The following is an 18,409-nucleotide window of genomic DNA, read 5'->3' as shown; positions in this document are numbered from 1 at the left end:
ACGGGGATTAAGTACTGCGAGGATGGGGCCCATGCGCATCGCTGTCACAGGCTCCACGGGATTGATCGGTTCGGCACTCGTCCGCTCCCTGCTGGCGGACGGCCACGAGGTGGTCCGGCTGGTCCGGCGCCGCACCAGGACGGGCCCGCAGCCCGACGGCAGTACGGCGATCGGCTGGAACCCGCTGCTCGGCCAGGTCGAGCGGGACGGCCTCGCCGGAGTCGAGGCGGTGGTGCACCTGGCCGGTGCCGGGGTCGGCGACCGGCGCTGGACGGACGCGTACAAGCGGGAGATCCGGGAGAGCCGGGTCTACGGCACCGAGACCCTGGCCGTCGCACTGGCCGAACTCAAGGAGCCGCCGCGGGTGCTCGTCAGCGCCTCCGCGGTCGGCTGGTACGGACAGACCGGCGACCGGGTGATCGACGAGGACTCCCCCGCCGGGGACGACTTCCTGGCCGAGGTCTGCCTGGAGTGGGAGGCGGCGGCGCGGCCGGCCGAGCGGGCCGGGATCCGGGTCGTGCACCCGCGCACCGGGATGGTGCTCTCCACCGCCGGCGGGGCGGGCGGGCGGCTGTTCCCGCTGTTCAAGCTGGGCCTGGGCGGACGGCTGGGCAACGGGCGGCAGTACTGGAGCTACATCTCGCTGGCCGACGAGGTGGCCGCGCTGCGGTTCCTGATCGACCGGGAGGACCTCTCCGGCGCCTTCAACCTCACCGCACCGGAGCCGGTGACCAACGCCGAGCTGACCACGGCGATCGGGCGGGCACTGGGGCGGCCGACGCCGTTCCCGGTGCCGGAGGCGGTGCTCAAGGCGGTGCTCGGGGAGCTGGCGGTCGAGGTGGTCGGCAGCCACCGGGTGGTGCCGCGGCGGCTGTTGGACGCGGGGTTCCGCTTCGCGCACCCGGACGTGGACTCGGCGGTGCGCGCGGCGCTCTGACTCCCGCTTCGCGCGTAGGCCTCCTACGGCATTTGCCCTGGCCAGGGGCATATGCCGGGCGGGGGTCGGACGGGGCTCCGGCAGGGGGCGCACGGGAGCACATGGCGGGCGCGTCGCACGCCCCCGGTGACCGTACGCGCCCGCCGACCCCGCATCCCGGCCACCACGGCGCACTGTCCGTGACCGCGCCCCCGCCCGGCGCCGCACAACCCCTCCCGACCCCCGCATCCGGTCCGTTGCGCTTGTCTGACGCTCACACTGACTGGGCATCACCTTCCACGGACCGTGTCCCGGCACCCCGCTGCCTGCGTCGGCCGGAGCCCCGGGACCAGGGAGGGAGCACGCCAGTGCCCACATACGACTTCACCCGCCGCGCCCGTCGACCGTCCGACCCGGACGTCGTCGTGGTCGGCGCCGGACTCGCGGGCCTGGCCGCCGCCCGCGCACTCACCGGCCGCGGCCTCGCCGTTCAGGTCCTGGAGACCACCGACCGGATCGGCGGCCGGATGGCCACCCGCGAGCTGGACGGATTCCGGCTCGACGACGGCAGCCACCTGCTGAACACCGCCTTCCCCGAGCTGCGCCGGGCGCTCGACCTCGACCGCCTGGACCTGCGCCAGCTCACGCCCGGCGTGCTGGTGCACAGCGCCGGACGCCGCTACCGCGCCGGGGACCCACAGCTCACCACCGCCCGCCAGGCCGCCACCCGGGCGCCGCTCGGCAGCCCGCTGGACAAGGCCCGCCTCGGCAGCTGGCTCGGCCGGATCGCCACCACCCCGGCCGGCCGGCTGCAGGCCCGCCCGGAGACCACCGCCGCCCGCGCCCTGGCCGGCCACGGCCTCGCCCCGCGCACCGTGGACGGCTTCCTGCGCCCGTTGCTCAGCGCGCTGCTCAGCGATCCGGCGCTCGGCACCAGCAGCCGGATCGCCGACCTGGTGCTGCGCTCCTACGCCCGCGGACGGCTCTGTCTGCCCGCCGACGGGATCGCAGCCGTGCCCGCCCAGCTGGCCGCCGCACTGCCCGCCGGCACCGTGCGGACCGGGGTGCAGGTCACCTCGGTCACCGCCGACGGCGTGGAGACCCTCGCCCACGGGCGGATCGGCGCCCAGGCCGTCGTGGTCGCCACCGACGCCCGCTCCGCCGTCGAACTGCTGCCCGGGCTACGGCTGCCGGACTTCCACCCCGTCACCACCTTCTTCCACGCGGCCGACCGCGCCCCGCTGAACGAGGCCGTACTGCTGCTCGACGGCGACCGGCCGAACGGGCACCCGCCGCTGGTCTCGCACTCGCTGGTGCTCAGCGAGCTGCACCCGTCCTTCGCCCCGGCCGGGCAGGCGCTGGTCGCCACCACCGTGCTCGGGCGGCGCTCCTTCGACGCGGGCGGCCCGGCCGGACTGGAACCGGCCGTCCGGGCCCGGCTGGCCGAGCTGTACGGCGCCTCGACGGCGGGTTGGCAGTTCCTCAGCGTGCGGCACGTCCCGGACGCGCTGCCCGCGATGCCGCCGCCGCACAACCCGCGCCGACCGGTGCGGGTGCTGGCCGGGCTGTACGTCGCCGGGGACCACCGGGACACCAGCACCGTGCAGGGCGCACTGGTCTCCGGGCGGCGGGCGGCGTGGGCGGTGCTGCGCGACCTCGGGCTGCCGGCGGACGCGCGGGAGGCCGAGGCGGCGGCCTGAGGCCGTAGGCCTTGGGGCGTGCTGCTCGGACGTGCCGCTCGGGCGTGCTGTTCGGTCGTCCGAACACGCCAGCGGTCTGCCGGGGTGACAGACCGACGGCGTGCCGGGATGCCGATGTACACGCTCTGACCGTTCATCGGATGACTTCCGCCGATCGACCGTCTCGCGGTGAGCGCCTCCGCCCAGCCGGTCGCACTGATCCTGATCCCCGCGGCAGCCGTCGCCGCGCCACTGCTCACCGACCGGCTGCCGCGGCGGATCGCCGTACCGCCGTACCGACCGTCGTGTTCGAGATCGTGCTCGGTGCCCTGATCGGCCCGGGCCCTCGGCTGAGCAGCCGAGGGTCCGGGCCGGGAGCCGGTAGTCCTGCTCGGCCCGGTTGTCGGGTGGTCGGGCGGGTGATCCGTGTGGTCGGGTGTCGTCAGGCGCGCGCTCAGATCACCCCCGCCTGGCGGGCCGTCTCCTCGAAGGCGCGGGCCACCGGGCTGCCCCGGTAGGGGGTGAGACGGCGGTGGAAGTCCCGGACGTACTCCAGCGAGCGGGCCGAGCGCATCTCCCCCGCCGCCCGCAGCGCGTCGGTGGCCATCGTGCAGGCCTCGTCGAGGTCGCCCATGCCGAGCCGGGCGGTGGCCAGCACCAGCCGGCAGAAGATCCGGCTGCGGGCGTAGGCGGGAGAGCGCAGCCGCAGCGACTTCTCGGCGTGCTGCGCGGAGGTGCGCCACTGCTGGAGGTCGCGGTAGCAGTGGGCGAACTCGTCGGAGAGCTGCGCCTCGTCGAAGTACCGCGCCCAGGAGGGCAGTTCGTCGCCCGTCCGGGAGGCGGCGAGCGAGCGCTCGGCCCGGACCAGGGCGGTGGTGCAGGAGCGGACGTCGCCCAGCAGGCCGTGCCCGCGCGCCTCGGCGGCGTGCATCAGCGACTGGACCACCGGCGGAACGGCGGTGCCCACGCCCTGCTGGGCGACCCGGGCGAGCTGGACGGCCTCCCGGCCGTGGCCCAGGTGGACGGCCTGATGGCTCATCGTCACCAGGACGTAGCCACCGAGCGCGCGGTCCCCGGCGGCCTGGGAGAGGCGCAGCGCCTGGACGAAGTAGCGCTGGGCGAGGCCGTGCGCGGCGATGTCGAAGGACGTCCAGCCGGCCAGCCTGGTCAGGTCGGCGACCGCGCCGAACAGGGCCCGGCCGATCTGCTCACCGTAGCGGCCGCGCAGCATCGGCTCGGCCTCGCTCTCCAGGTAGCGGACCAGTGCCTGGCGGGCGTGACCGCCGCCGTAGGCGTGGTCGAGCGCGCGGAAGAGGTCGCCGACGGCGCGGATGGCGGCGATGTCGCCGCGGCCGACCCGTAGGGCGGGGCGCGTCTCGCGGGTCGGGTCGGTGTACGACGGCTCGACGGCGGCCGGCGGGCGGCGGCTCTGGGTGGGCACCCGGCCGATGGTGGCGGCGGTGCCGGTGGTTCCGGCGGTGCTGCGGGAGCCGGGGACGCCGGGGGCCTGGCCGCGCGCGGGGCTCAGGGCGAGGGCGCCGGGCGCGCTCGTGGCGCTCTGCGCGGGTGGGGTGGGGGCGGTGCCCGGCGGGCCGGTGGCGGCGTCCGGGCGGACCAGGGTGGAGCCGTCCCGGGCGACCCGCTCGTCGGTGCGGCCGATCAGCCAGTCGCGGCTGGGGACGACCAGCCCGGCCGGGGTGAAGGCGATCCGGCGCAGCTCGGACTGCGGGCCGTTGTCCTTGCGCCACATGCTCGCCACGATGTCCACCGCCTCCTGCGGGGTCTCGGCGAACTCCAGGCCCGCGTAGACCGGGGCGCAGGCGTCCAGGCCGAGGTCCTGGGCGGTGAGGCGGCGGCCGAGGCGGCGGGTGAAGACCTCTGCGATCAGCGCCGGGGTGGCGCCGCGGGGCTGCTGACCGCGCAGCCAGCGGGTGACCGAGGTCTTGTCGTAGCGCAGGTCGAGGCCGTGCTCCAGGCCGAGCTGGTCGACCCGGCGGGCCAGGCCGGCGTGCGAGAAGCCGGCCTCCTCGATCAGCGCGGCGAGCTGGCCGTTCTGCGGGGCCGAGCCGGAGTGGCCGGTGTGGCTGCCGCGGCCGCTGGTGGTCGCGGGGGCGGGTGCGGCGGTGGCTTCGTGCCGGTTCGGTGCGGCCTGCACGGGCAGCCGCAGTTCGTCTGCGGTCGGGGCGTCGGTGGTCAGCGTGTCGCCGGTCAGGGCGTTGGGGGCCAGGGCGTCGGGGGCGTCCGGAAGGGCCCGGCCGACCGGACCTCGGTGCTGGCCGAGCGGGTCGAGCGGTCCGTACGCCGGGCTGTCGGTTGCAGGCCGTTGGGGCATGTCAGTCAACACCTCTCGGACGTCGCACCGGGCTCTACCAGCACTTCGGCGGCCTGGGGCGGCGCCCCCTGTCGGGAATCGGCGTGAATGTAGCGAGCATTCGGGCGCTATGGGTGGATCTGACCGAGCAATCCTCCGAACGGGTGAAGCAACCGCGCCCATTGTGGGGAAGCGAGGTCAGGATGGGTTTGGCCTTCCGGGGTCGAACCGCCGATCGACCGTCATGTCGGTTTCCGACATGGGGAACCCTGCTGCTGTAGCGGCCCGCCACATGGGAGCCGCGCCGCCGGATTCCTACCGTTCTCGGCCATGGACACCTCTACTGCCCGCCCGCTCGACGGCCGCACGGCCCTGGTGACCGGCGCCGCCTCGGGCATCGGCCGCGCCTGCGCCGAGGCCTTCGCCGGGGCCGGCGCCCGGGTCTACGTCGTCGACCTCGCGGCCGGCCCGGCCCGGGACCTCGCCGAGCGGATCGGCGGGCGCGCGATCGTCACGGACCTCGCGGACCCCGAGGCCGTGGACGCCCTGCCGGACGACGCCGACATCGTGGTCAACAACGCCGGCCTGCAACACCTCGCGCCCGTGCACGAGTTCCCGCTCGACCGCTTCACCCTCATGCAACGCGTCATGGTCGAGGCCCCGTTCCGCATCCTGCGCCGCACCCTCCCCCACATGTACGGACAGCGGTGGGGCCGGATCGTCAACATCTCCTCCGTCCACGGCCTGCGCGCCAGCGCCTTCAAGTCCGCGTACGTCACCGCCAAGCACGCCCTGGAAGGCCTCAGCAAGACCGTCGCGCTCGAAGGCGCCCCCCACGGCGTCACCAGCAACTGCCTCAACCCGGGCTACGTCCGCACCCCCCTGGTCGAGCGGCAGATCACCGCCCAGGCCCTCGCCCACGGCATCCCCGAGGACGAGGTCGTCGACCGCGTCATGCTCGACCGCACCGCCGTCAAGCGCCTCATCGAACCCTCCGAGGTCGCCGCCCTCGCCCTCTGGCTCTGCTCCCCACCCGCCTCCTACATCACCGGCGCCAGCCTCCCGATCGACGGCGGGTGGACGGCGCACTGAGTCGATCCCCTACGAGCACCTGGCGCGCATCCTCAAGTGAGAGAGGGAGAAAGAGAGATGTGAGGGAGGGCGAGAGCGGTAGCTCAGCTCCCGCTACTTCAACTGCTTCGGCAGCGCCGAAGCGGTGACGGGCGGGACGGGACGGGGTCAGGGGTGGGAGGTGGGCAACGGCCAGGGACTGAGGCGGTCATGGGGTGGTCGGCCATATCCATCCGAGGCGATGTGTGAGTCGGTCACATAGTCCCGGGGGCGTGGGGTTCCTACCTTGTGGCGACATCCTCCCCCTCTGGACCTGGAAGTGGTGACCCATGAAGGCCCCTGCACGTGGTTCGGCGGCGACCAGCTCACTCCCGCGAGTGGTGGCCGCGAGTCTGATCGGCACGACGATCGAGTGGTACGACTACTTCCTGTACGGAACGGCGGCGGCGCTGGTGTTCGGGAAGCTGTTCTTCCCGAACACCGATCCGCTCACCGGGACGCTGCTGTCGTTCCTGACCTATGCGATCGGGTTCGCGGCGCGGCCGCTCGGGGCCTTGGTGTTCGGTCACTTCGGGGACCGGGTGGGGCGGAAGAAGCTGCTGGTGGTGAGCCTGCTGCTGATGGGCGGGTCGACCACGGCGATCGGACTGCTGCCGACGTACGGGTCGATCGGGGTGGCGGCGCCGGTGCTGTTGACGACGCTCCGGCTGGTGCAGGGGTTCGCGCTCGGCGGGGAGTGGGGCGGGGCGGTGCTGCTGGTGTCGGAGCACGGGGACCAGCGGCGGCGGGGGTTCTGGGCGTCGTGGCCGCAGGGCGGGGCGCCGGCCGGGAACCTGCTGGCGGCGGGGGTGCTGTCGTTGATGACGACGGTGCAGTCGGACAGCGCGTTCCTGGCGTGGGGGTGGCGGGTGCCGTTCCTGTTGTCGGCGGTGCTGGTCGGGGTCGGGATGTGGATCCGGCTGGCAGTGGACGAGTCGCCGCTGTTCCGGCAGGCGCTGCGGGCGGCGCAGGCCCGGAAGGAGGCCGAACCGGCGCCACTGGTGGGGGTGTTGAAGCACCACTGGCGCGAGGTGCTGGTGGCCATGGGCGCGCGGATGGCGGAGAACATCTCGTACTACGTGATGACGACCTTTGTGCTCACGTACGCCGTCAACCACGCGCACTTCGACAAGCAGAGCGCGCTGAACGCCGTACTGATCGCCTCGGCGATCCAGTTCGCGCTGATCCCGCTGTTCGGGGCGCTGTCCGACCGGGTCGGGCGCAAACCGGTGTACCTGGTGGGAGCGGCCGGGGTCGGCGTCTGGGCGTTCGTGTTCTTCGGGATGGTGGACACCGAGTCCTTCGGGGCGCTGGTGGTCGCGGTGACCGTCGGTTTGGTGTTCCACAGCGCGATGTACGCGCCGCAGGCGGCCTTCTTCACCGAGCTGTTCGCGACCAGGCTGCGGTACTCGGGGGCCTCGATCGGCGCCCAGTTCGCCTCGGTGGCCGCCGGGGCGCCCGCCCCGCTGATCGCCACCGCGCTACTCAGGGACTACGGCAGCGCCACCCCCATCGCGGCGTACGTGGCCGTCGCGGCGGCGATCACCGTGCTGGCGGTGCTGTGCGCACGGGAGACCAGAGGGCAGGACCTCACCGAGGTCGAGGAGCAGCCGGCGGACGGTGCCGCGGCCGGAAAGCCCGCCGTGGCCCGAGGGTTGAGCCGATAGCATCGCGGTTCCTCGCAACCGTCGGAACCGACGCCGATTGGCGGCCCGCACCATGAACCACCCCGACGAGGGCGCCGCACCCGCGCTGCGGCGGCTGCTCGACCTGCTCGCCTCCGGCGCCGCCACCGAGGACTTCGCCGAGGTGCTGGCCGACGCCCGCCGCCGCGGGGCGCCGGCCGGCGTCCTCGCCGAGATCGACGACGCCACCTGGCAGGCCCTGCGGGTGCACCGTACGTTGCATCAACACCGGCGCCGAGAGGCCGAGTTGACCGCACTGTTCGACACCGCCGGGGACCTGGCCGCCTCCCGGGAGCTGGACACCGTGCTGCAGGCGATCGTCCGCCGGGCCCGGATGCTGCTCGGCACCGACACCGCGTACCTGACCCTGCCGGACGAGGCCGCCGGCGACACCTACATGCGGGTCACCGACGGCTCGGTCTCCGTGCTCTTCCAGACCCTGCGGCTCAGCCTCGGCGACGGCCTGGGCGGGCTGGTCGCCCAGACCGCCCGCCCGTACGCCACCCCCGACTACCGCACCGACGAACGCTTCCACCACACCGGCACGATCGACGCGGCCGTGCTGGACGAGGGCCTGGTGGCGATCATCGGGGTGCCGCTGCTGCTCGGCGGGCAGGTCATCGGCGTCCTGTTCGCCGCCGACCGCTCGCCGCGCGCCTTCTCCCCCGACGAGGTCGCGCTGCTCTGCACGCTGGCCGCGCACGCCGCGATCGCCCTGGACACCGCCAAGTCCCTGGCCGACACCCGGGCCGCGATCGCCGAGCTGAACACCGCGAACGAGCTGGTCCGGGCCCACTCCGCCGCCGTCCAGCGCGCCGAGCAGGCGCACGACCGGCTCACCGACCTGGTCCTGCGCGGCGCCGAGGTGCCGGACGTCGCCGCCGCCGTCGCGCTCCTGCTGGACGGGGAGATAGCGGTCCTGGACGCCGAGGGCGAGCCGCTGGCCGGGCGGCCGACGCCCGCCGCCGAGCTGGCCGGGGCAGTGGCCGCGTCCCGGGCCGAGGGCCGGTCGGTACGGCACGGCGGGCTGTGGGTGTGCGCGGTGCTGGCCGGACACGACGCGCTCGGCACCATGGTGCTGCGCGGACGGCCCGACCTCGACGACGCCGACCGGCGGCTGTTCGAGCGGGCCAGCGTGGTGACCGCGCTGCTCCTGCTGCTGCGCCGCTCGGTGGCGGAGACCGAGAACCGGGTCCGCGGCGAGCTGCTCACCGACCTGCTCACCGCCCCCGAGCGCGACCCGGCCGGGCTCACCGCGCGCGGCCGCCGGCTCGGGGTCGACCTCGCCCGGCCGCACCTGGTGCTGGTCGCCGAACCGGCGCACGGCGACGGCGACGAGCGGGGACGGCTCGCGGGCGCCGCCCGGCGGTACCTGTTCGGCGCCCGGGGCGTCGGCGCCGAGCACGGCGAGGCGGTGGTGCTGCTGGTGCCGCTCGAAGCGGGCACGACCGGCGACGCCGAGGGGACCGCCCGGCAGGCCGCCGAGCGGCTGGCCCGGCTGGCCGGCTTCCCGGTCACCGTCGGCGCCGGCCGCCCCGCCGCCGGACCCCGGGCACTGGCCGCCGCGTACGCCGAGGGCCTGCGCTGCGTGCGCGCCCTGCGGGTGCTCGGCCGCGCCGGGGAGGGCGCCTCGGCCGACGCGCTGGGCTTCCTCGGGGTGCTGCTCGGCGACGGCCACGACGTGGACGGCTTCGTCGGCGCGACGCTCGGCCCGCTGCTCGCGTACGACGCCCGGCGCGGCACCGAGCTGGTCCGCACCCTGCGCGCCTACTTCGACTGCGGCGGCAGCCTCACCCGGGCCAAGGACGAGCTGCACGTCCACGTGAACACCGTGGTGCAGCGGCTGGACCGGGTCGAGGCGCTGCTCGGGCGGGACTGGAGCCGGCCGGAGCGCTCGCTGGAGCTGCAGTTGGCGCTGCGGCTGCAGCTGCTCTCGGGCGGCTGAACGGCCGGTACGGGCGTGGGCGTACAGTGGCGAGGTTGGTCTCGAACGCGAGGCTGGTCCCGTAACGCAAGGCCGGCCCCGAACGCCTGGCGAGGAGCGCGGTGCGGTGAGCGATAACGTGCGGTTCGTGCGGATGGGCATAGGCGAGCACGTCGTCCCCTATGAGGAGGCGTGGGAGGAGCAGCAGCGCCTGCACGCACTGCGGGTCGCGGACGAGATCCCCGACACCGTGCTGCTGCTGGAGCACCCGCCCGTCTACACCATGGGCAAGCGCACCAACCCCGCCGACCTGCCGCTGGACGGCACCCCCGTGGTCGAGGTCAACCGGGGTGGGGAGATCACCTGGCACGGCCCCGGCCAGCTGGTCGGCTACCCGATCATCAAGCTGCCCGACCCGATCGACGTGATCGCGTACGTCCGCCGGCTGGAGGAGGCGCTGATCCGCGCCGCCGCCGACTTCGGCGTCGAGACCACCCGGGTCGAGGGCCGCAGCGGGGTCTGGGTGCTGGGCCAGAACATCCCGGACGCCGTGGTGGACCCGGCCGAGGTGGTGGACATCGGCAAGCTGACCCTGCGGATGGGCCTGCCGCTGGGCATCGACCCGCGCCTGGCCGGGCCCGAGTACGCCCCGTCCAACGCCGGGCAGCGCGGCGGCGACCGCAAGCTCGCCGCGATCGGTGTCCGGGTCGCCCGCGGGGTGACCATGCACGGCTTCGCGCTCAACTGCGACCCCGACATGACGTACTTCGACAAGATCGTGCCCTGCGGCATCCGGGACGCGGGCGTGGCCTCGCTGGCCGGCGAGCTGGGGCGCGATTTCGGTGTCGGCGAAGCGCTGCCGGCCGTCGAGCGGCACCTGAAGGACGTCTTCGCCGAGCTGCCGGAGCCTGCGCTCAGCCGCTGAAGCCCGCCGCCGTTCAGCCGCTGAAGCCCGGTGCCGATGCGGCTGGAACCGCCAGCCGCTGGGAATCTACTGGCCGGTAGCCGCGTTGCCCTGCGATTGCAGGGCGGCAGGCCCGGCACAGGCCGTACAACCACAGGCGTACCCTGGGGGTACCCCGTCTAGTTCTAGGAGTCGCACGTGTCCGCTGTCGCGCCCGACGGCAGGAAGCTGCTCCGCCTGGAGGTCCGCAACAGCGAGACCCCCATCGAGCGGAAGCCCGAGTGGATCAAGACCCGCGCGAAGATGGGCCCGGAGTACAACGCCCTCCAGTCGCTGGTGAAGAAGGAGGGGCTGCACACGGTCTGCCAGGAGGCCGGCTGCCCCAACATCTTCGAGTGCTGGGAGGACCGCGAGGCGACCTTCCTCATCGGCGGTGACCAGTGCACCCGCCGCTGCGACTTCTGTCAGATCGACACCGGCAAGCCCGCCGAGTTCGACCGCGACGAGCCGCGCCGGGTCGCCGAGTCCATCGTCACCATGGACCTCAACTACGCCACCATCACCGGCGTCGCCCGCGACGACCTGGAGGACGGCGGCGCCTGGCTGTACGCCGAGACCGTGCGCCAGGTGCACGCGATGACCGCCGAGCGCGCGGGCGGCCGTACCGGCGTCGAGCTGCTCATCCCCGACTTCAACGCGGTGCCCGAGCAGCTGGCCGAGGTCTTCTCCTCCCGCCCCGAGGTGCTCGCGCACAACGTCGAGACGGTTCCGCGCATCTTCAAACGGATCCGCCCGGCGTTCCGGTACGAGCGCTCGCTCGACGTCATCACCCAGGCCCGCGCGGCCGGGCTGGTGACCAAGTCCAACCTGATCCTGGGCATGGGCGAGACCCGCGAGGAGGTCAGCCAGGCGCTGGCCGACCTGGTCGGGGCCGGCTGCGAGCTGATCACCATCACCCAGTACCTGCGCCCCTCGCTGCGCCACCACCCGGTGGAGCGCTGGGTGAAGCCGCAGGAGTTCGTCGAGCTCCAGGAGGAGGCCGAGGAGCTGGGCTTCGCGGGTGTCATGTCGGGGCCGCTGGTGCGTTCGTCGTACCGGGCCGGCCGGCTGTACCGGCAGGCGCTGGAGCGGCGCGCGCAGGCCACGGTCTGACGTTCCGGGGCAGGATTCGGCCACTGAGCCATTCGAAGGGCGGAGCTGCGGCTCCGCCCTTTCGAGCTTCACCACGCTTTGACTGCCTGGTCACGGGCTGGTAACACGGGGTGGGGATGATGGACGCCTAGTGAGCGTTCGATTCTTCTCAGCCACGAGAGGAGCTGTTCGGCATGCGGATGCGGATCCGGTCGGTGGGGGTGGCGCTGCGGTTCGCCGAGAGCGTCCTGCTGGCGCCCGGCCAGCGGCACGCGCGACTCAACGCCTGGGCGGCGGTGTGCGAGAACCGCCGGTACGCGGCGGACCGCCGGCACGACGCCCTGGCGGGCGGGGCGGCGGCAGGCACGGCGAGGGCACGCTCCGTACGCCCCTGAGGCCCCGCCGTCGCTGTGCGCGACGGTGCACGCGCACACAGGTCACGGTTCGGGCGAACGGGTACCCGGGCTTGGATATCCCGTACCCGCGCCACGTACCATGAGCGTTATGGCGAGGGAAACATCCGAGAACCCCGGGCGACTGAAGCAGATCCGCCTGGCGTACACCATGACCAAGAAGGTCGACACCAAGATCGGCCTGATCATCGCCGGCGTCGGCCTGCTGACCTTCGGCGTGTTCCTCGCCATCGGCTTCGCGATCGACCACCCCATCTACCTGGGCATCCTGGGCTTCATCGTGGCCGTCCTGGCCATGGCGATCGTCTTCGGGCGCCGGGCCGAGCGCGCCGCGTTCGGTCAGATGGAGGGGCAGCCGGGCGCCGTCGCGGCGGTGCTGAACAACATCCGGCGCGGCTGGAGCTCCAATTCCACCCCGGTCGCGGTCACCCGTAACCAGGACGCGGTCTACCGCGCCGTGGGCCGGGCCGGCATCGCGCTGATCGGCGAGGGCAACCCGAACCGGGTGCGCCAGCTGCTGGCCTCCGAGAAGAAGAAGATGGCCCGCGTGGTCGGCGACGTGCCGGTGCACGACATCGTGGTGGGCAACGGCGAGGGCGAGATCCCGCTCAAGAAGCTGCAGATCCACCTGATGCGCCTGCCCCGCGCCATCACCGCCTCCCAGGTCACCGAGACCAACGACCGCCTGCGCGCGCTGGGCGACCTGCTCTCCAAGGCGCCGATCCCCAAGGGCCCGATGCCCAAGGGCGCCCGAATGCCCAAGGGCGGCCAGGCCCGCTGACCTCTCCCCTCCCCTGACGACACGAGAACGGCCCCGCTGAGTTTCCTCAGCGGGGCCGTTCGGCGTTCAGCCGTTGGGCGGTCGCAGCTGTCGTGCGTGACCGCCCACGTGGACGTCGTCAGATCCGGACCTCGACCGTGCCGACCGCCTTGTCGTGCAGGCCGCGGGTGTCGCGGTCCCAGACCAGTGCCGGCACCACCAGGCAGAGCAGGACGGTGCGCAGCAGGACCTGCGGGATGGTCGCGCGGCGGCCGTCCAGGCGGACCACCCGGAGGCCGAACAGCCGCTTGCCGACGGTCGTGCCGGTGGTGGCGAGCAGGACGGCGGCGACCAGGAAGTAGAGCGGGAGGGTCCACAGGTTGGCCTCGGCCTGGTCACCCTTGGCGATCAGACCGTAGGAGACCAGGGCGACCAGCCAGCCGTCCACGAACAGGGAGCCGATCCGTCGGCCGGGGCCGGCGATCGAGCCGGGGCCCTCCTCGGGCAGTCCGAGGCGCTCGCCGCGGTAGCCGAAGTCGGCGCCCATCTTCTCGGCGGCCGCCTTCGGGCCGTCGATCCACGATCCCAACGCTTCTCTGGTGTCCACGAATCCACACTAACCGGGCTGACCCCGGGCGCCCGCACCGGCTCCCCTCCGGGCGGGGCGCGGCACCGGGCCCCGCCCCGACCGGGTGAATCCCGATCACCGGGCTTACCAAGTGGTCCAGACCATTTGCCCAAGGGTCTCCAGGTCGGCGGGGTGATTTGCCCCGTGCCGTACACCTTTGCCACCCGTTCGGCGGTCCTGGTTAACATCTAGGAAACGAGCGGGTCACCGACTGGAAACGACCCATTCCTAGGGTGAGCCCAATTCGCACGCCGAGGAGGATGGATGTTCAACAACGCCGCCGAAGTGAAGCAGTTCATCCAGGACAACGACGTGAAGTTCGTCGACGTCCGCTTCTGCGACCTGCCGGGCGTACTGCAGCACTTCTCCGTACCTGCGGCGACCTTCGACCCGTCCGAGATCCTGATGTTCGACGGCTCGTCGATCCGCGGCTTCCAGGCCATTCACGAGTCCGACATGGCCCTCGTGCCGGACCTCGCCACCGCCCGCCTCGACCCGTTCCGGGCCGAGAAGCACCTCAACATCAACTTCTTCATCCAGGACCCGGTCACCGGCGAGGCCTACAGCCGTGACCCCCGCAACGTCGCCAAGAAGGCCGAGGCCTACCTCGCGTCCTCCGGCATCGCCGACACCGCCTTCTTCGGGCCCGAGGCGGAGTTCTACGTCTTCGACTCGGTGCGGTTCGAGACCAGCGCCAACGCGTCCTTCTACCACATCGACTCGGAGGCGGGCGCCTGGAACACCGGCGCCGCCGAGGGCGACGCGCGCGGCTACAAGGTCAAGTACAAGGGCGGCTACTTCCCCGTCCCGCCGGTGGACCACTTCGCCGACCTGCGCGCCGAGATGTCGCTGGAGCTGGCCAAGGCCGGCCTTGAGGTCGAGCGCCAGCACCACGAGGTCGGCACGGCCGGCCAGGCGGAGATCAACTACAAGTTCAACACCCTGCTGCACGCCGCCGACGACCTGATGCTGTTCAAGTACATCATCAAGAACGTCGCCTGGCGCAACGGCAAGACGGCCACCTTCATGCCGAAGCCGATCTTCGGCGACAACGGCTCGGGCATGCACGTCCACCAGTCGCTGTGGAGCGAGGGCTCGCCGCTCTTCTACGACGAGCAGGGCTACGCCGGCCTGTCCGACACCGCCCGCTACTACATCGGCGGCCTGCTCCGGCACGCCCCCTCGCTGCTGGCCTTCACCAACCCATCGGTGAACTCCTACCACCGTCTGGTGCCGGGCTTCGAGGCGCCGGTCAACCTGGTCTACTCGCAGCGCAACCGCTCGGCCGCGATCCGCATCCCGATCACCGGCTCCAACGCCAAGGCCAAGCGCATCGAGTTCCGCGCCCCGGACCCGTCCTCCAACCCCTACCTGGCCTTCTCCGCCATGCTGATGGCCGGCCTCGACGGCATCCGCAACAAGATCGAGCCGCTGGAGCCGGTCGACAAGGACCTCTACGAGCTCGCCCCCGAGGAGCACGCCAACGTCCCGCAGGTGCCCTCCTCCCTCCCCGCCGTCCTGGAAGCCCTGGAGGCCGACCACGAGTACCTCCTCGCCGGCAACGTCTTCACCCCGGACCTGATCGAGACCTGGATCGACTTCAAGCGCACCAACGAGATCGCCCCGATCGCCCTCCGGCCCCACCCGCACGAGTTCGAGCTGTACTACGACCTGTAAGGAAGCACCCACCCTGCGGGGGCGCGGACGCCACGTCCGCGCCCCCGCAGGCGTTTTCGCCGGCGGGAATCCGGTTGCGGGGGTGGGTTGGATGGGGGCATGGGAAGCAGGAACGGCGGGATGACGCCGACGGTGTACGTGTCGGTGGACGTGGAGGCGGACGGGCCGATCCCGGGGCCGTACTCGATGGTGAGCTTCGGGGCGGTGGTGGCCGGGTGGCACGACGGGGAGGGGTTCCGGCGGGCGGAGCCGGGGGTGGCGGCGGCGTTCTACCGGGAGTTGCGGCCGATCAGCGCGGAGTACGACCCGCAGGCGCTGGCGGTGTCGGGCTTGGAGCGGGCCGCGCTGGAGACGGGTGGGGCGGAGCCCGGGGCGGCGCTGCGGGAGTTCGGGCGGTGGGTGGAGCGGGTGCGGACCGGGCCGCAGGGGCGGCGGTACCGGCCGGTGATGGTGGCCTACCCCGCGGTGTACGACTGGCAGTTCCTGTACTGGTACCTGATGCGGTTCACCGGTGCCAGCCCGTTCGGGCACTCCGGATGCCTGGACCTGAAGACGCTGTACGCGGCGCGGGCGGGGGTGCCGTTCGCCGGGATCGGGAAGCGGTCGATGCCGCCGGAGCTGCTCCCGGACCTGCCCCACACGCACCACGCGCTCGACGACGCACGCGAGCAGGCGGTGCTGTTCGCGAACCTGTGGGAGTGGCAGGGGGCTACTCCGGGGTGAGGGCGAGGACGGCGAGGTCGTCGGCGAGCAGGCCGGCGAACCCGTGGACGTCCTGGGCCAGGAAGGAGACCACCCGGTCGGGGGCGGTGCTGCCCAGGGCGGCGAGGCGCGGGGCCAGCGGGTAGAAGGCGCCGGCGCCGTCGCGGGCCTCGCTGACGCCGTCGGTGTAGACCAGGACGGTGTGGCCCGGGGGCAGGGCGACGGTGGTCGGTTTGGCGGGCTCGTCGTCGGGCCCGAGGTGGCCGAGGCCGAGCGGGAGCTCGTCGGCGCAGGCCACCGGGGCGATGGTGCCGGCGGCGAGCAGCAGTGGGATGGTGTGGCCGCGGTTGACGATCTCCACGCAGTCGGTGCCCGGCCGGTACTGGAGCAGGACGGCGGTGACGAAGAGCTCGTCGTCGCCGCGCTCGGCCGCGTCGCGCAGCACCGCGCGGTCCAGCTGGTCGGCGAGCTCGACCAGGCCCAGGGTGTCGTGGGCGGCCGCCCGGAAGGCGCCGAGCACGTCGGCCACCGTACGAACCGCGCCGAGGCCCTTGCCGCGGACGTCGCCGAGCAGCACCCGGACCCCGAAGCGGGTGTCGCACACCTCGTACAGGTCGCCGCCGACCAGCACCTCGGCCTGGGCCGGGCGGTAGAGCCCGGCCACCCGCAGGCCGCCGACCCGCTCGGGGACCGGCCGCAGCACGGTGCGCTGGAGGGTCTCGGCGACCGTGCGGGCCTGGAGCAGGTTGCGGTTCTGCCGGGTGCGCTGCCAGGACAGGACGGTGCCCATCACCCCGGAGAGCAGGGTGGCGATGTAGACCCAGACGTGGTGCTGCTCGTTGATGTGGCCCACGCGCAGGGCCAGCAGCAGTTGCAGCACCAGCGAGCCGCCGGTGGCGCCGGCGGTCAGCACCGGGCCGTAGCTGAACGCGGCCACCACCGGCAGAGCGGTCAGCAGGAAGCCGGCGGCGACGGCGTCCGGGACGACGGCCTCGGCGATCAGGTCGATGACCAGCAGCAGGACGGGCAGCCAGGGCACCCAGCGCGGCACCCGGGACTGCGCGACCGCGAGCTGCGGCGGGCGGGGTGCTGACACGACGGGGACCTCCTGGCTGACCGGCCAGGCCGGTCCGGGAGGAAAGGCCCGGAATGGCCGGTTCATCCCTCCATGGTCCCCCACGAACGGGCCCGGTCACGAACGGCCGAACGTCCCGGATTCCGAAGCCGACGGGGCCGGCAGGGCCGGACGGGGCCGACGGCGGCCCCGGAGGCGCAGGGCCGCCGGGGGCCGGGGGCCGGCCCCCGGCCCCCGGGGTCAGCGAACGGTCACCGGCAGGGACTCGAAGCCGCGCAGCACCAGGCGGTCGCGCCGGGTGGGGACCCCGCCCGGGGCGAGCCGGGGGAAGCGATCGAGCAGCGCCGGGATCGCGACCTCGGCCTCCAGCCGGGCCAGCTGGTAGCCCAGGCAGAAGTGCTGGCCGCCGCCGAAGCTGAGCGGCTGGCTGTCGGTGCGGGTCGGGTCGAACACCTCCGGGCGCTCGTAGCGGGTCGGGTCGTGGTGGGCCGCGCCGATCAGCAGGGTCACCCCGCTGCCGAGCGGGACGGGCAGGCCCTCGACGCTCAGCCCCTCCTCCAGCGCGACCCGGCCGGTGGCCTGGACCGGGGAGTCGAAGCGCAGCACCTCGTCGGTGAAGCCGACCGGGGTGACGGCGCCGCTGCGCAGGCCGGCGGTCGCCCCGGGGTGGCGGAACAGCAGTGCGAGGCCGTTGCCGAGCAGGTTGGTGGTGGTCTCGAACCCGGCCACCAGCAGCAGCACCAGGTTGGCCAGCAGCTCCTCGGCGGCGAGCCGCCCGTCGTCCTCGGCGGCGATCCGGGCCAGGTCGCTGACCAGGTCGTCCTGCGGACGGGCCAGGCGTTCGGCGGCCAGCTCGGTGAAGTACCCGGACAGCTCGTCGGCGGCCCGGTCGGCGTCGTCCAGCTCGTCGAGGTCCTGGATGATCTCCAGGGCGACGGTCAGGTCGGCGGCGAGGCCGCGGAAGCGGTAACGGTCCTGCTCGGGGACGCCGAGCAGCTCGCAGATCACCCCGACCGGCAGCCGGAAGGCGAAGGCGTCCATGAAGTCCACCGGCGAGCCGTCGGCGCCCTGCTCGGCCATCCCGTCCAGCAGCCGGTCGACCGCCGCCTCCACGGCCGGGCGCAGCGCGGCGACCCGGCGGGCGGTGAACACCGAGGCGATCAGCGAGCGGACCCGGGGCTGGTCGGGCGCGTTGCGCTGGAGGATCGAGCGGCCGAACAGGGCCAGTGAGGAGTGCGAGGCGAACTCCGGGGCCAGGCCGGCCATCATGTCGGCGGTCGCGACACCGAAGGCGGGGGTGCGCAGCACCTTGTTGACCGCCGCGTACCCGCTCACCACGTACATCCCGTCCCCCGCCGGGACCGCCGGGCCGAGCTCGTGCGCCCGCGCGTACAGCGGGTACGGGTCGGTCCTGACCTCCGTCGTCATCAGCTGCTCGATGATCGTCGCGCCGTCCATCCGGTGCTCCCCTCCGAAGACGATGGTTCCTGATGC

Annotated in this window: 16 protein-coding genes; 12 read left to right on the top strand and 4 right to left on the bottom strand. The window is 73.3% G+C overall.

What is annotated here, in order from left to right; genetic code table 11:
* Window positions 1-22 precede the first annotated feature (22 nt).
* The 3 genes from ACIRYZ_RS05160 to ACIRYZ_RS05150 all read left to right on the top strand — a co-directional run bounded on the left by ACIRYZ_RS05160 (window position 23) and on the right by ACIRYZ_RS05150 (window position 2,928).
* Entirely contained in the window at window positions 23-937 is a 915-nt protein-coding gene (locus ACIRYZ_RS05160; RefSeq protein ID WP_402939752.1) for a TIGR01777 family oxidoreductase, read from the top strand.
* A gap of 347 nt (window positions 938-1,284) precedes the next feature.
* Window positions 1,285-2,616 (top strand): FAD-dependent oxidoreductase, encoded by a 1,332-nt coding sequence (locus tag ACIRYZ_RS05155; protein ID WP_402939749.1) that lies wholly within the window; start codon window positions 1,285-1,287, stop codon window positions 2,614-2,616.
* Window positions 2,617-2,784: 168 nt separating this feature from the next.
* Window positions 2,785-2,928, top strand: a complete 144-nt coding sequence (locus tag ACIRYZ_RS05150) for a hypothetical protein (protein ID WP_402939746.1) — start codon at window positions 2,785-2,787, stop codon at window positions 2,926-2,928.
* 121 nt (window positions 2,929-3,049) lie between these two features.
* Here ACIRYZ_RS05150 and ACIRYZ_RS05145 read toward each other — a convergent pair whose 3' ends face one another.
* A complete protein-coding gene (locus ACIRYZ_RS05145) occupies window positions 3,050-4,927 on the bottom strand; it encodes a regulator (RefSeq protein ID WP_402939743.1) in 1,878 nt (625 codons plus the stop codon).
* Between the two features lie 309 nt (window positions 4,928-5,236).
* Between ACIRYZ_RS05145 and ACIRYZ_RS05140 the strand changes: the two genes are divergently transcribed.
* The 7 genes from ACIRYZ_RS05140 to ACIRYZ_RS05110 all read left to right on the top strand — a co-directional run bounded on the left by ACIRYZ_RS05140 (window position 5,237) and on the right by ACIRYZ_RS05110 (window position 12,854).
* Window positions 5,237-5,998 (top strand): 3-hydroxybutyrate dehydrogenase, encoded by a 762-nt coding sequence (locus ACIRYZ_RS05140; RefSeq protein ID WP_402939740.1) that lies wholly within the window; start codon window positions 5,237-5,239, stop codon window positions 5,996-5,998.
* Between the two features lie 308 nt (window positions 5,999-6,306).
* The gene (locus ACIRYZ_RS05135) at window positions 6,307-7,683 is read left to right on the top strand and encodes an MFS transporter (RefSeq protein WP_402939737.1); all 1,377 of its coding nucleotides are present in this window, start codon (window positions 6,307-6,309) and stop codon (window positions 7,681-7,683) included.
* A gap of 52 nt (window positions 7,684-7,735) precedes the next feature.
* Window positions 7,736-9,646 carry a helix-turn-helix domain-containing protein gene (locus tag ACIRYZ_RS05130; RefSeq protein ID WP_402939734.1) on the top strand — a complete coding sequence of 637 codons (1,911 nt, stop codon included), beginning with the start codon at window positions 7,736-7,738 and terminating at the stop codon, window positions 9,644-9,646.
* A gap of 133 nt (window positions 9,647-9,779) precedes the next feature.
* Window positions 9,780-10,550: a lipoyl(octanoyl) transferase LipB gene (gene lipB, locus ACIRYZ_RS05125; protein WP_393030669.1), complete on the top strand. Its 771-nt coding sequence runs from the start codon at window positions 9,780-9,782 to the stop codon at window positions 10,548-10,550.
* Between the two features lie 177 nt (window positions 10,551-10,727).
* Complete coding sequence (gene lipA / locus ACIRYZ_RS05120) at window positions 10,728-11,681, top strand: lipoyl synthase (RefSeq protein ID WP_402939731.1); 954 nt, start codon at window positions 10,728-10,730, stop codon at window positions 11,679-11,681.
* A gap of 173 nt (window positions 11,682-11,854) precedes the next feature.
* On the top strand, window positions 11,855-12,055 hold the full coding sequence (locus ACIRYZ_RS05115) for a hypothetical protein (RefSeq protein ID WP_387623167.1): 201 nt from the start codon (window positions 11,855-11,857) through the stop codon (window positions 12,053-12,055).
* A 100-nt stretch (window positions 12,056-12,155) separates the two neighbouring features.
* A complete protein-coding gene (locus ACIRYZ_RS05110) occupies window positions 12,156-12,854 on the top strand; it encodes a DUF4191 domain-containing protein (RefSeq protein ID WP_393030578.1) in 699 nt (232 codons plus the stop codon).
* 118 nt (window positions 12,855-12,972) lie between these two features.
* On the opposite strand, the gene ACIRYZ_RS05105 is transcribed toward ACIRYZ_RS05110, so the two are convergent.
* On the bottom strand, window positions 12,973-13,440 hold the full coding sequence (locus ACIRYZ_RS05105; protein ID WP_402939728.1) for an RDD family protein: 468 nt from the start codon (window positions 13,438-13,440) through the stop codon (window positions 12,973-12,975).
* Between the two features lie 285 nt (window positions 13,441-13,725).
* On the opposite strand from ACIRYZ_RS05105, the gene glnA reads away from it, so the two are divergent.
* Window positions 13,726-15,138 (top strand): type I glutamate--ammonia ligase, encoded by a 1,413-nt coding sequence (glnA, locus tag ACIRYZ_RS05100; protein WP_393030584.1) that lies wholly within the window; start codon window positions 13,726-13,728, stop codon window positions 15,136-15,138.
* Window positions 15,139-15,237: 99 nt separating this feature from the next.
* Window positions 15,238-15,861 carry an exonuclease gene (locus ACIRYZ_RS05095; protein ID WP_402939725.1) on the top strand — a complete coding sequence of 208 codons (624 nt, stop codon included), beginning with the start codon at window positions 15,238-15,240 and terminating at the stop codon, window positions 15,859-15,861.
* Here the strand turns inward: ACIRYZ_RS05095 and ACIRYZ_RS05090 are convergent.
* Both ACIRYZ_RS05090 and ACIRYZ_RS05085 read right to left on the bottom strand, forming a co-directional pair.
* Window positions 15,848-16,936 carry a PP2C family protein-serine/threonine phosphatase gene (locus ACIRYZ_RS05090; protein ID WP_402939722.1) on the bottom strand — a complete coding sequence of 363 codons (1,089 nt, stop codon included), beginning with the start codon at window positions 16,934-16,936 and terminating at the stop codon, window positions 15,848-15,850. The genes ACIRYZ_RS05095 and ACIRYZ_RS05090 overlap by 14 nt on opposite strands.
* A gap of 219 nt (window positions 16,937-17,155) precedes the next feature.
* Window positions 17,156-18,373 (bottom strand): cytochrome P450, encoded by a 1,218-nt coding sequence (locus ACIRYZ_RS05085; RefSeq protein ID WP_402939719.1) that lies wholly within the window; start codon window positions 18,371-18,373, stop codon window positions 17,156-17,158.
* Window positions 18,374-18,409 lie beyond the last annotated feature (36 nt).

The sequence above is a fragment of the Kitasatospora sp. NPDC101155 genome (genome assembly GCF_044768305.1).
In the GTDB taxonomy this organism is placed as follows: Bacteria; Actinomycetota; Actinomycetes; order Streptomycetales; family Streptomycetaceae; genus Kitasatospora.
This window is presented reverse-complemented; position numbering and strand designations above follow the sequence as displayed.

What these genes read in the sequence shown, in the direction of transcription:
- lipB (WP_393030669.1), top strand. Translation starts at nt 9,780, where the DNA reads ATGGGCATAGGCGAGCACGTCGTCCCCTATGAGGAGGCGTGGGAGGAG.
- ACIRYZ_RS05135 (WP_402939737.1), top strand. Translation starts at nt 6,307, where the DNA reads ATGAAGGCCCCTGCACGTGGTTCGGCGGCGACCAGCTCACTCCCGCGA.
- ACIRYZ_RS05095 (WP_402939725.1), top strand. Translation starts at nt 15,238, where the DNA reads ATGGGAAGCAGGAACGGCGGGATGACGCCGACGGTGTACGTGTCGGTG.
- ACIRYZ_RS05115 (WP_387623167.1), top strand. Translation starts at nt 11,855, where the DNA reads ATGCGGATGCGGATCCGGTCGGTGGGGGTGGCGCTGCGGTTCGCCGAG.
- ACIRYZ_RS05140 (WP_402939740.1), top strand. Translation starts at nt 5,237, where the DNA reads ATGGACACCTCTACTGCCCGCCCGCTCGACGGCCGCACGGCCCTGGTG.
- glnA (WP_393030584.1), top strand. Translation starts at nt 13,726, where the DNA reads ATGTTCAACAACGCCGCCGAAGTGAAGCAGTTCATCCAGGACAACGAC.
- ACIRYZ_RS05160 (WP_402939752.1), top strand. Translation starts at nt 23, where the DNA reads ATGGGGCCCATGCGCATCGCTGTCACAGGCTCCACGGGATTGATCGGT.
- ACIRYZ_RS05145 (WP_402939743.1), bottom strand. Translation starts at nt 4,927, where the DNA reads ATGCCCCAACGGCCTGCAACCGACAGCCCGGCGTACGGACCGCTCGAC.
- ACIRYZ_RS05110 (WP_393030578.1), top strand. Translation starts at nt 12,156, where the DNA reads ATGAGCGTTATGGCGAGGGAAACATCCGAGAACCCCGGGCGACTGAAG.
- ACIRYZ_RS05085 (WP_402939719.1), bottom strand. Translation starts at nt 18,373, where the DNA reads ATGGACGGCGCGACGATCATCGAGCAGCTGATGACGACGGAGGTCAGG.
- ACIRYZ_RS05130 (WP_402939734.1), top strand. Translation starts at nt 7,736, where the DNA reads ATGAACCACCCCGACGAGGGCGCCGCACCCGCGCTGCGGCGGCTGCTC.